Annotated in this window: 12 protein-coding genes; all 12 read left to right on the top strand. The window is 43.9% G+C overall.

Annotation, left to right across the window (positions count from 1 at the left end; all coding sequences use genetic code 11):
- The first annotated feature begins 13 nt into the window (after positions 1–13).
- The 12 genes from BLR76_RS05465 to BLR76_RS05520 all read left to right on the top strand — a co-directional run bounded on the left by BLR76_RS05465 (position 14) and on the right by BLR76_RS05520 (position 11,269).
- Positions 14–427 carry a hypothetical protein gene (locus tag BLR76_RS05465; protein ID WP_091266478.1) on the top strand — a complete coding sequence of 138 codons (414 nt, stop codon included), beginning with the start codon at positions 14–16 and terminating at the stop codon, positions 425–427.
- A gap of 156 nt (positions 428–583) precedes the next feature.
- Complete coding sequence (locus BLR76_RS05470; protein WP_091266480.1) at positions 584–1,171, top strand: DNA-3-methyladenine glycosylase I; 588 nt, start codon at positions 584–586, stop codon at positions 1,169–1,171.
- On the top strand, positions 1,168–1,302 hold the full coding sequence (locus tag BLR76_RS05475) for a VOC family protein (RefSeq protein ID WP_425425710.1): 135 nt from the start codon (positions 1,168–1,170) through the stop codon (positions 1,300–1,302). Before BLR76_RS05470 ends, BLR76_RS05475 begins: the two co-directional genes overlap by 4 nt.
- Before the next feature lie 209 nt (positions 1,303–1,511).
- Positions 1,512–1,715, top strand: a complete 204-nt coding sequence (locus BLR76_RS05480; RefSeq protein ID WP_091266482.1) for a DUF1659 domain-containing protein — start codon at positions 1,512–1,514, stop codon at positions 1,713–1,715.
- A 29-nt stretch (positions 1,716–1,744) separates the two neighbouring features.
- A complete protein-coding gene (locus tag BLR76_RS05485; protein ID WP_091266484.1) occupies positions 1,745–1,969 on the top strand; it encodes a DUF2922 domain-containing protein in 225 nt (74 codons plus the stop codon).
- A gap of 130 nt (positions 1,970–2,099) precedes the next feature.
- Positions 2,100–2,417, top strand: a complete 318-nt coding sequence (gene yidD, locus BLR76_RS05490) for a membrane protein insertion efficiency factor YidD (RefSeq protein ID WP_091266486.1) — start codon at positions 2,100–2,102, stop codon at positions 2,415–2,417.
- 2 nt (positions 2,418–2,419) lie between these two features.
- Complete coding sequence (locus BLR76_RS05495) at positions 2,420–2,737, top strand: thioredoxin family protein (RefSeq protein WP_091266490.1); 318 nt, start codon at positions 2,420–2,422, stop codon at positions 2,735–2,737.
- Between the two features lie 304 nt (positions 2,738–3,041).
- Entirely contained in the window at positions 3,042–7,172 is a 4,131-nt protein-coding gene (locus BLR76_RS05500; protein WP_091266493.1) for an endo-1,4-beta-xylanase, read from the top strand.
- An 87-nt stretch (positions 7,173–7,259) separates the two neighbouring features.
- Entirely contained in the window at positions 7,260–7,841 is a 582-nt protein-coding gene (locus BLR76_RS05505) for a class D sortase (protein WP_091266496.1), read from the top strand.
- A gap of 84 nt (positions 7,842–7,925) precedes the next feature.
- Positions 7,926–9,098, top strand: coding sequence for a M20 metallopeptidase family protein (locus tag BLR76_RS05510; RefSeq protein WP_176759621.1), 1,173 nt, complete (start codon positions 7,926–7,928; stop codon positions 9,096–9,098).
- Positions 9,099–9,223: 125 nt separating this feature from the next.
- Entirely contained in the window at positions 9,224–9,514 is a 291-nt protein-coding gene (locus BLR76_RS05515) for a hypothetical protein (protein WP_091266497.1), read from the top strand.
- 102 nt (positions 9,515–9,616) lie between these two features.
- Positions 9,617–11,269, top strand: coding sequence for a M20/M25/M40 family metallo-hydrolase (locus BLR76_RS05520; RefSeq protein WP_091266500.1), 1,653 nt, complete (start codon positions 9,617–9,619; stop codon positions 11,267–11,269).
- The last annotated feature ends 258 nt before the right edge of the window (positions 11,270–11,527 follow it).

Here is an 11,527-nt window from a genome sequence, read left to right on the forward strand (position 1 = left end):
GGAGAAGGATTTTATGAATAGAGAGACAATGAAGACGGCAGTAACCGGTACAGTTTTATTTGTAGCAGGTGTCGTCTCTCTCTTCTTACACATTAATGATGACGGCTTGTTTGCCTTTATTCTGTTGGCGTATGGTGCCTGGGAAATTGGAGAGGCTGCATCGGACTATTATTTTGGTGATCAGGATGAAGAAGAGGACCGGAGCTGGGAAGAAATTAAAAATGGATTCAAAGCGGATGTAGCAAAAATAACGATTCCTCTGATCCTGACGATGCTTGTCGAAGTGGTCATGATCGGTACAGGGTTCAGATTGTTTACATTCATTGCGTATATACTGACGCTGATTATCTACCTGATGTTCATTGGGATTTTTTCGTATTTTGAACTAAAAGATCAGGAAGACACCTCTTGTCAGTTCAAGGACTGAATAGAGAGAAAATGATCATACAGATTCCAGTTCGTTGAATAAAATCAGACTGGAACGGAGATTTTGAGTCCCATAGCTGTTCGCGTTTACGTTATAATAACGAAGAAGACAGAAGAGTAAAAAAAGTATCATTATAAGACTGACGGGGGAGTAAGCATGGAGAGATGTGGCTGGGTGACTGAAGATCAGGTCTACCTCGACTACCATGATTATGAGTGGGGACGGCCTATGAAAGATGACAGGGAGTTATTTGAGCTGCTCTGCCTGGAAGGGGCTCAGGCCGGGTTGAGCTGGCTGACGATTCTGAAACGACGCATGCAGTATAGAGAAGCCTTCGACCAGTTCGATCCATCCACCATTGCCGACTATTCAGATGAAAAAATCGAGGAGCTGATTCAGAACGAAGGAATCATTCGGAACCGGCTGAAAATAAGAAGTGTCGTGAAAAATGCAAAAGCGTATCAGGCTGTCGTTGAACAATATGGCTCTTTTTCTTCCTATATCTGGAGTTTTGTGGACCATCAGCCGATCATCAATCACTGGACTGACCTTAGTGAGGTGCCAGCGCAGACAGTAGAAAGCCGTAGGATGAGCCGGCAGATGAAGAAGGATGGATTCGGTTTTGTGGGTCCGACTATCTGCTATGCCTATATGCAGTCAGCTGGCCTGGTCAATGACCATCTGACCGGGTGTTTCTGTTACCAGGAAGTGAATCAGTTAATCGAAAAAGGAGAATTCAGATGAATCGTATCAATTTGATTTGCCTAGGAGTCAAAGACTTGAGAAAGTCCCTTGCATTTTATAAAGAAATTGGATTCAGCACGCCTGATACAGCGGATATTTTTCTGACCCTGACGGCTACTACTGGGAACTAGCTTATGCTAACACATGGGAGTTCGACGATCAGAATATGCTTGTCATCGATTAAAATCTCGATAAAATTTGAATAAGTTGAAAAATCTTGAGCCGGCCTATCAGCTGACTTGAGATTTTTTATTTTCAAGGTAACACTTCTGACTCTTCTTTCGTTATTACTAGTGTAAGCAGTGATCACCTTACACAATCAACTAAGGAGGAAACAATAATGAATAAAATCTGGTCCGCAAGCAAAGTCGATGTATTTCTGGAAGATGTTGAGAATGAAAAGCTCGTCCGCAGAAGTTTTTCCGGGGCTCATCAGTCTCTATCTGAAGAACAAGTCACAGCATTCACTCAGGCCCTTGATTCAGTAACGGATCTGCCTGTCTCACATACACTTGTCATAGAAGAATACCGCTACTCACTATAATCAACTAAAACAAAACAGGAGGCACACCTATGAGTATGAAACTAGAATTGCGTTTTGAAACAGGAGAAGGTAAAAACCGAGTCATCGCAGTAGATCAGCCGAGAACAGGTCTGACTAAGGAAGACGTTCAGACAGCAATGGAACAGATCATTGCACAAGATATGTTCACCGTCAAAGGTGATCCGCTCTATACTAAAATCAAAGGGGCACGTTATGTGACCCGAACAGTAGACGACATTCTGGAAGCAGAATAATTACATTCTCACTACCCTGGCTGAACTGGTCAGGGTAGCTTTTTTTATATTGGAATAGAGAAGGGGACTTTTAAAAAGTAAGTGTTTTTGCTATACTACCAGTGAAGATAGATAAAAGGAGAGCGTACACATGAAAAAACTGCTGCTCGCATTGGTTAGAACCTATCAGAAAGTCATATCCCCGCTATTTCAGCCAAGTTGCCGCTATTACCCGACGTGTTCACACTATACCGTTCAGGCACTTGAAAAACATGGAGCCGCTAAAGGGTCCGTTATGGGAATGGCGCGTATTCTCAGATGTAACCCATTTGTAAAAGGCGGAGTGGATAAAGTGCCCGAACATTTTACAGTCAGAAGAAATCCCGACAGCGAAAATGAAACGTATCTTGGATCAGGAATTACCGTAAAGAAAAGTGACCTGACTAAACAGAAAGAGAAGATGGACTGACTATGCCGATCACATTAAATGAAGAAAATTTTTACGAGACAATTCAGTCAGCTCCAATTGTCCTTGTCCAGTTCACTAGTGATTTCTGCGGGACCTGTCAGGCAATGGCTCATAGCTTGGAACAGGTCAGAGAGGCATCTGACGAATCTATTATTATTGCGGAAGTTAAAACCATCGACAACCCGGACTGGGCTGAAGCCTTTACTATCCAGTCGACGCCTACCGTTCTCCTTTTTTATAAAGGCAAATACACAAACCGTTTAAGCGGCGTGCACACGCAAAGTGCCGTTAATAAATGGATAAGAGAAGTCGTAGCCTAGTGCTGCGGCTTTTTTTAAACAAACAGTAGCAAAAATCTCACTTATATTGCAATAATGTTACAAAAAAAGCGACTTTAGTATGAGTTTCATGTTAATTTGTTGTTTAAACAAATTAACTATTGTAAACGATTTCTAGTAATAGTATTATTATTGTAAGCGCTTAGTGTATAATCGCTGAGATATTAAGGAGAAGGCGGTGAGAAGGTCTGACGATTCTTAGGAATCACTATTGTTTCGTTAGTTGTCTCATTACATAAATAATGAGCGTACAGTCGAATAGTCAGAACAAATAAGGAGGACACGTATGGAGAACAGCACTAAATTTAAATTAGCAAATGGAATGATGAGTGCGCTGCTGGTCGCACCCGTCTTTGCTACAGCAACAACAGCTTTGGCACAGGAAACAGACAATGAACCAACTAGCGAACCTGAACAAGTCGTCGTGTATGAGAATGATTTTTCAGAAAATCCAGATGCCGACCCGGCACTTGTCTCAAGTGGAGATGCCGTGCTCGAATGGTTTAATGACTTTGAGATTAATGGAGAAGTTGAATCAGGCGTTTGGGTGACTAATAGAGTTAATGATTACGATGGAATCGATATTTCCTTTGATGAAATAGGTCTGGAAGAAGGGTTGGAATATTCGATCCATGTTTCAGGTTACATTGCTGAGGGGGAAGAGATTCCCGAAGACACTTCAGTGAATATTGAAACGGTTAACGGATATACTTGGTTGACCAATCCGACTGCTGAAACAGGCATTTTTGAACTAGAAGCAAGTTATACTGCGTTCGGAGAAAACGATGAAGCTTTTCGTATTAAAACAAATGAAGCTGGAATTGGCATGGAGTTTGCGGTCACTAACGTATTGATCACAACCGATGCTCCAGCAGATGATGAAGATACTGTAGATGACGATGCTGATACAGACGATCCGACGTCACCGGAAGATCCAGTTGAAGATGACGGAAACGATGTTGAAGATCCTGTAGAAGATAAAGGGGACGAGGAGGCGTCTGATGAAGACAGCCCGGAATCTGAATTATCTATTCTCTTCTCAAATGATTTCACAGAAAATACTCAGGCAGCTACCAGTGCAGGTCCGACATTCCAGCATCAAGCTGGTTTTAATGATGGTCAGGGAGCACTGTACGTAGGTAACCGTGAAGCTAACTGGAATGGCGTTGACTTCAGTTTTGCAGAAATGGGTATGGAATACGGATATGAATATAATGTAACCATTCGTGGCTATGTCGATTCAGAAGTCGCTGTTCCATCAGGAGCAGAAGCGTGGCTTCAGGTTCCCGAAGAGGATTATCCATTATTAGCGCAAACCGCTTTTGTAGCAGGAGAAGAATTTGTGCTGGAAGATACATTTATATTTAATAATCCAGACTACACTCGTTTTAGAGCTCAGTCTAATGAAGCTGGTGCTGCTGTACCATTCTACATTACTGAAATTGTAGTTGAATGGGATGAAAATCAGACACCGTTGGAAGATGAAGTACCGGATCCAGATGCTCCAGCGGCTGAAGTGTTCACTTTTATTGACTTTGAGAATGGCGAATTAAATGGATTTACAGCTAGAGGCGATAACGAAACAGTGACTGTAACGGATGCAGATAATTATACAGAAGGCGGACAGTATAGTTTGCTGACAACTGGACGTACACAAGATTGGAATGGTCCTGCCCTTCGTGTCGAGGACTACATCAATCTTGGTCAAGAGTATCAGATTTCTGCCCGTGTGAAAACAGATGCAGAAGCCTCTACAACGTTCAGACTATCAACCCAAGTGAATCAGGGGGATGTAGCTAGTTATAATACGGTTGCTTCAACCACGATGAGTGCTGATGATGGCTGGGTACACCTTCAAGGAACCTACCGTTATTCTTCTCTTGGCGGTGGTTACGTCACTATATATGTTGAAACCGGCGGAGGAAGCCTTGCTGACTTCTATATCGATGACATCAATTTCGTTGAACTTGATTCTGAACCTGCAGACGTTCAGCTTGATCTTGCGCCGATTAAAGATGTTTATGCAGATGAATTCCTGATCGGTAATGCTATAAATATGGCTGAATTGGAAGGGGATCGTCTGACGCTCCTAGACCATCACCATAATTTAGTTACTACGGAAAATGCTATGAAGCCTGATTATGCTTATAACTCAGCCCGTGAATTTGACTTCGCTGACCAGAACCGTCTGGTAGAACGTATCTCAGAGGAAGGATTCCTTCTTCATGGGCACGTCCTAGTATGGCATCAGCAGTCTCCGGAATGGTTGCATAGTGATGCTAACGGTTCTCCTTTACCGGAAGCAGAAGCGCGTGCGAACATGCAGCGACACATTAGAGAAGTTATGACTAATTTTGGAGATAGTGTGTATAGTTGGGATGTAGTAAATGAGGCGCTTGCAGGCGACTGGGGCAATCCTGAAAACTGGGAATCTCAGTTAAGAGATACTGGTTGGTTACGTGCATTAGGACCAGACTATATATATGAAGCTTTCAGCTATGCCCGACAAGTAGCTGACGAACTCGGAATGCCAGAAATGGTGCTTTACTACAATGATTATAACGATCATATTCAAGGTAAAGCGCGCACCATGTATTACATGATTAGAGATATTAATGACAGATGGGCTGCCGAAAACCCTGAAGAAGAGCGTAAGCTGATCAGTGGAGTCGGTATGCAGGGGCACTATAGCATCAACCTTAACCCTGATCTTGTCAAACAATCTATCGAACGTTTCGAACAGCTTGATATCGAGATCGGTATTACTGAGTTGGACGTGACGACATTAACAGAAAATGAATATGTTGAAGCTGAATGGAATCGTCAAGGCTATGTATATGCTCGTCTATTCCAGATTTTCAGAGAACATTCTGATTCAATCAACCGTGTCACATTCTGGGGATTGAATGATGCGAGCAGCTGGCGTTCTGAACGGTTCCCGTTATTGTTTGACGGGCGTCTTCAAGCCAAACCTGCTTATTATGCAGTAGTTGATCCAGATGGTTTCCTTGAAAATTATGAAGAGGCTGAAATTGAAGCTAACAGCAGTTATGCCGTATATGGTACTCCTGTTGTTAATGCAGAAATTGATGACATCTGGAATGATGCACCTGTAATGAATATCTCAAGATTCCAGACAGCATGGCAAGGGGCAATAGGAACAGGACGTGCGCTATGGGATGAAAACAACTTGTATGTTTTATTCCAAGTTGCAGATGGTAATCTAGATGTTTCGGCAGAGAATCCTTGGGAACAGGATTCAGTAGAAGCATTTATCAACGAAACAGGTGAGCCAACACTGAGCTATATTGATGGTGTCGGTCAGTACCGTGTCAACTATGAAAACTTTGCAACATTCAACCCGAGTGCATACAGTGACGGATTCGATTCAGCTGCTCGAGTACTTGGTTCCGGTTATGTTGTAGAAATGGCTATTCCTTGGAAATATATCACCCCCCAAGCAGGACACACGCTTGGTTTTGATATGCAGATCAATGATGGAGTAGATGGTGCTCGTCAGGCAGCTGCTGCTTGGAACGACCTGACTGGACAGGGCTTCCAGGATCCATCAGTGTTCGGAAATCTTACTTTGGTCAACGATATGGGAGATGTAGATCACGAAGATGATGCGGTAGTGATTAATGAAGGTGAAGAAGTAGAAGTTTTACCAGGACAGACTATTGTTGTTGATGGACAATTAATTTCAATCACCATGCCTAGTGATCTTCCATTAGGAACGTCGATCATTGTCAATATCCTTGATGGAGAAACTGTACCTGAACTTGTAAATGAAGAAGGGCAACTGTTGACAGCTGCAGGAGACATTATTGATGTTGAGCTGATCCTACCTGAAGGAGAAGAAGATTACGAAGGTGATTTCGTATTGACTTTAGGCATTGATAATGATTTTGTAGAAGAAGACGTCACTATCTATTATTACAATGAAGAAGAGAGTATCTGGGAAAATGTCGGTGGAGAGGTAACAGACAATACGATTTCAGTTATCGTTCCAGGATTCTCAATCTACGGCGTGTTTGTTGCTGTGGAGGATGAGGATTCAGAAGATCCAGCAGATCCGACTGATCCAGCGGACCCAGCAGATCCGGCAGATCCGACTGATCCAGCGGACCCAGCAGACCCAGCAGATCCGGCGGACCCAGCGGACCCAACAGATCCGACAGATCCTACTGATCCAGCGGACCCAACAGATCCGACAGATCCGACTGACCCAGCGGATCCAGCAGACCCGGCAGATCCATCTGACTTAGGGGATACGGATACAGATGTCGATTCAGATGATGATGAAACCGGAGAGCAACTGCCTCAGACAGCTACTGCGGTTTGGACGATTGGACTGATCGGTCTGGTTGGAATGGCCTCTGGTTTAGGTATGCACTTTCTTTGCAAGAAAAAATAAGGTAAAATAAGCATAATTTAATAGGAAAGCGAAGAGGAAACGACTCTCTTCGCTTTTCCCTGTTTTTACATAACGAGGAGGGGTATCATGAAATGGCTGGCAAATGGATTGATAGCAGTAGGGGTGGCTTTAATGATGTGGTTTGGCTACTCGCTTTATCAGCAGAATCAGATGCAGTCGGTTACCATGGCGGAAGCTGAACAGGCGGTACAGACTATGCGTGAAAAAGTCGATCCGGATGACGAGAATCCGGCCGAGTCTTTCTCTGCTCAGCAGCACGAAGCCATCGGGATCCTTCACGTCCCTAAGATCGACCGGAGTATCGGGATAGTTGAAGGAACTGATCCGGATGCGCTGGATTTAGGTGTGGGGCATATGTCGAGTACTGCCTTTCCTGGTCAAGGCGAACAAATCGTTCTGTCCGGCCATCGTGATACCGTCTTCCGCAATTTTGCAGAGCTCGAAATTGGTGACGAATTTATAGTAGAAATGCCTTATGGCGACTACACATACGTAATAAGAGACACAACGATCGTCGATGCGGACGATACCTCGGTCGTTGGGGAGATGGGAGAGGAAGTTCTGGTCGTATCAACCTGCTACCCGTTCAATTATCTGGGGAGTGCGCCTGAGCGCTTCGTGTTCTACGCTTATCCGGTCAGTGAATAGACTGGACAAAGTAAGGAATGATTTTTGTAACGAAAAGCGACCTGGGCGAATGTATGATATAGTAGGAGAAATACAATTTTGGGGATGAGTATGATGAACGAACAAGTCGATAAAGTCATGGCAGATGTATTGAACTGGAGGCGGACGATGCACAAACATCCGGAACTTTCATTTGAAGAGTACTGGACAAGTGCTTATATTGAAGAAGAACTTCAGTCAATCGGTCAGATAGAGGTGACACGTCCGACTGAAACCAGTGTATTGGGAATTATAAAAGGGGGAAATCCCGGAAAGAAAATTGGTTTGCGTGCCGATATCGATGCGCTGCCTATAGACGAAGAGCGTACGGATATCGACTTTGTGTCTGAAAACAAAGATATTATGCATGCGTGTGGACATGATGGACATGCATCGATCCTTTTAGGCGCGGCTAAGGTACTGGTCGACCAGATCGATGACCTGCATGGAGAAGTCTACTTGATTTTCCAGCATGCTGAAGAAACGCCGCCCGGGGGAGCGGTCGACATGGTAAGAACGGGTCTGTTTGATGACCTGGACTTTATTTATGGCCAGCATCTGTTTACACCAATTCCAACAGGACAGATCGGTCTGTTGAATGGGCCGGTAACGGCGAACTCGGACCAGTTTGATGTTCTGATCAAAGGAAAAGGTGGACATGCATCCCAGCCGGAAAACTCGGTAGATCCCGTTCTGATCGGTGCACAAATCATCAGTCAGCTTCAGGCTCTGGTTTCAAGGGTAACGTCCCCACTGGACTCGCTGGTCATCTCAACGACAAATTTCCATGCTGGATCAGCCAAAAATATAATTCCGGATACTGCGGTTTTAGGTGGAAGCGTCCGCTCGATCACTCCTGAAACGAGAGAAATGGTTGAAGAACGAATCGAAGCAGTCGTGAAGAATGTGTGCGACGTATACGGAGCCGGCTATGAGTATACTTATTCTAAAGGGTACAGCTCAGTTGTGAATGATGATGAAAAAACAGATCAGGTCAGAGCTATCGCCACAGAGCATTTCGGAGATGCGGTCTTTGAATTCCCTCTTGCAATGGGTGGAGAGGACTTTTCAGCCTTTTCTGATTTAGTCCCCAGTACCTATGCTTTTATAGGAGCAGGGAATGCTGAGAAAGATATGGAATATCCGCATCATCATCCAAAATTCGGGATTGATGAAGATTCTTTCAGTACCGGAGTAGGCATGATGGTGGCTGTTGCTATGAACATGACTAAAAACTAATTGATAGACAAGGAGGCAGCTCAATTCATCATGAATTGGGCTCTTCTTTCGAGTTTGATCAGTCAAAGATGATACTCACTTTGTTACCGTGTCTAACAGTTTTTTTGTTAAAGAGGAGATATAACATGACAGAAGAAAAAACTTATTCAGCCTATAGAGTGCCGCGTTTTTCCATAAAAGATATAGTTCTGAGCACGCTGACACTTGGACTGAAAAAACCGAAGGCAGCACTCGAAGAAGGGAAACTCTTCAAAATCACGGTTGCTCAGGACGCCATTGAAATCATTGAAGAGACGACAGGAGGAAAACAGCTCTCCCGGGAAAAAGAGGCTATTGGAAAAGACGAACGTAACAGGATAGAGAAAAATCAGGTGTATAAGACTACAGATTATGTTTATCATCTGGAAGAGAATTAACTGACACAAAACATTCAGCGGAGTGGATTGCGATTAGACTCGTTCGGGACTATACTTAGGAAAATATCAGAGAGAAAGATTTAATATATTGGAGGCAGTTAAATGTCAAGCAGAGCTCAACGAATTGAAGAAATAGCAGTAGACCTAACAAGACAGCGCAGTGTGACAGAAACGATCGAGGAGCAGTTAGTGACCGAGAAAGTCCACTTGTTTTTCCAGCAGATGGATTATTTTCAGGATAACCCGGAAGATCTCTTTTTTGTTCCGGTTCCGCATGACAAATGGGAAAGGAAGAGTGTGATTGCTCTCCTCAGAGGAAAGAAAGATCTGGAGAATAATAAAACAGTCGTCCTGATCGGTCATACAGATACAGTGGGTATTTCTGATTATGGCGATCTGAAGAATTTTGCACACATGCCTTATGAGCTGACCGAGCTCCTGCATGAACGTAAGGAGCTTCTGCCAAGAGATGCGCGTGAAGATCTGGAGTCAGGAGACTACCTGTTCGGGCGCGGCCTTTTTGATATGAAAACAGGTGATGCGATCATTATGACTCTAATGGAAGAAATCGAAAGCAGACTGGATGATTTTTCCGGCAATATCCTGTTTGCGGCGGTGTGTGACGAGGAAGCCAATTCAGCCGGTATGCGTTCATGTGTACCTGAAATCGTCCGCCTGAGAGATGAGAACAACTTGAATCTGACTGGACTGATCAACACAGATTACATGACTTCCGAGTATCCTGGTGATGAAAATAAATATGTGTATATTGGAACAGTCGGGAAGCTTATGCCGTCCTTTTATGTCGTTGGAAAGGAAACGCATGTCGGTGAAGCATTCAAGGGACTGGATCCGAACCAGCTTGTCGCGGAACTGACTCGACGCATCAACTTAAATACTGATCTGTCAGATACAGTTGAAGGAGAAAGTACCTTGCCGCCGATGAGTCTTAAGCAGCAGGACCTCAAACCGGAGTATTCTGTTCAGACAGCAAAAGCGGCTCACGCCTTTTATAATTTCGCCACACATAGCCAGACGCCGGATGTGGTTCTTCAAAAAATGAAGGAAGTGGCCGAAGAAGCATTTAAGTCAGTGATCAATGACCTGAACACGCAGTACGAGCGGTACTGTGATCTGACTGGGCGGACGTTTGAACCGTACACCTATGCGCCTAAAGTCATGACGTACAATGAACTGAAAAAACAGGTAGTCACTGATCAGGGACAGGAAGCAGTTGAGGCTCTGGACCGCGAGAAAGAAAAATGGCTAATCGACGATACGGTAGATGAACGGGAATACGCTTTGAAGGAAGTCGAACTGCTTCAGACCATGTGGAAGAATCAGGAACCGGTCATCATTGTCTACTTTACGCCGCCTTACTATCCCCATATCTACGTCAAAGGTGATACGGACAAAGAAAAGAATCTCCTGGATGCTGTAGCGGAAGCGGTGGCCACAACGGAATCCGACTATACACTTGTATATAAGAAGTTCTTCCCATATATCTCGGATCTGAGTTATGCTTCTGCTCCAGAGAATAAGGGAGAAATCGATGCACTGAAGGAAAACATGCCCGGTTTCGGTACGAAGTATAAGCTGCCTCTTGATGCGATGCAGAGTCTGGGACTTCCGGTAGTCGACATCGGACCGTTCGGTAAGGACTCGCACAAGTTTACAGAACGTCTTGAGAAAACGTACAGTTTTGAAGTTGCGCCGACACTTGTGTCTAAAACAATTGACGCATTGCTGCGCTGAAACAGATAGAAAAGCAGGGAGAAATCTCTGCTTTTTTAGTGAGTGTGGAAAAGGTTGTCTGTTAAGTTTCTATGAGGCTGAAAGGCAAGTAAAGCTTTTCTATATCCTTAAACACTAGTGTTGCATAAAACTTAGAATAAATGATTTCATACATTGTTACTTTCATCACAAGTAGTTTTCGTTAAAATTTCCAAAAAAGTCAAGTGCTGGCGCAAGGGATGACTTTTTCCAGAAATTTTTAGGGTTATTCAGTTGTGG

It is taken from the genome of Alkalibacterium thalassium, from assembly GCF_900101165.1.
In the GTDB taxonomy this organism is placed as follows: Bacteria; Bacillota; Bacilli; order Lactobacillales; family Carnobacteriaceae_A; genus Alkalibacterium; species Alkalibacterium indicireducens.

Bases quoted from the DNA above. Each gene is read 5' to 3' on its own strand.
- BLR76_RS05465 (WP_091266478.1), top strand. From the start codon at position 14: ATGAATAGAGAGACAATGAAGACGGCAGTAACCGGTACAGTTTTATTT.
- BLR76_RS05470 (WP_091266480.1), top strand. From the start codon at position 584: ATGGAGAGATGTGGCTGGGTGACTGAAGATCAGGTCTACCTCGACTAC.
- BLR76_RS05475 (WP_425425710.1), top strand. From the start codon at position 1,168: ATGAATCGTATCAATTTGATTTGCCTAGGAGTCAAAGACTTGAGAAAG.
- BLR76_RS05480 (WP_091266482.1), top strand. From the start codon at position 1,512: ATGAATAAAATCTGGTCCGCAAGCAAAGTCGATGTATTTCTGGAAGAT.
- BLR76_RS05485 (WP_091266484.1), top strand. From the start codon at position 1,745: ATGAGTATGAAACTAGAATTGCGTTTTGAAACAGGAGAAGGTAAAAAC.
- yidD (WP_091266486.1), top strand. From the start codon at position 2,100: ATGAAAAAACTGCTGCTCGCATTGGTTAGAACCTATCAGAAAGTCATA.
- BLR76_RS05495 (WP_091266490.1), top strand. From the start codon at position 2,420: ATGCCGATCACATTAAATGAAGAAAATTTTTACGAGACAATTCAGTCA.
- BLR76_RS05500 (WP_091266493.1), top strand. From the start codon at position 3,042: ATGGAGAACAGCACTAAATTTAAATTAGCAAATGGAATGATGAGTGCG.
- BLR76_RS05505 (WP_091266496.1), top strand. From the start codon at position 7,260: ATGAAATGGCTGGCAAATGGATTGATAGCAGTAGGGGTGGCTTTAATG.
- BLR76_RS05510 (WP_176759621.1), top strand. From the start codon at position 7,926: ATGAGTATGATGAACGAACAAGTCGATAAAGTCATGGCAGATGTATTG.
- BLR76_RS05515 (WP_091266497.1), top strand. From the start codon at position 9,224: ATGACAGAAGAAAAAACTTATTCAGCCTATAGAGTGCCGCGTTTTTCC.
- BLR76_RS05520 (WP_091266500.1), top strand. From the start codon at position 9,617: ATGTCAAGCAGAGCTCAACGAATTGAAGAAATAGCAGTAGACCTAACA.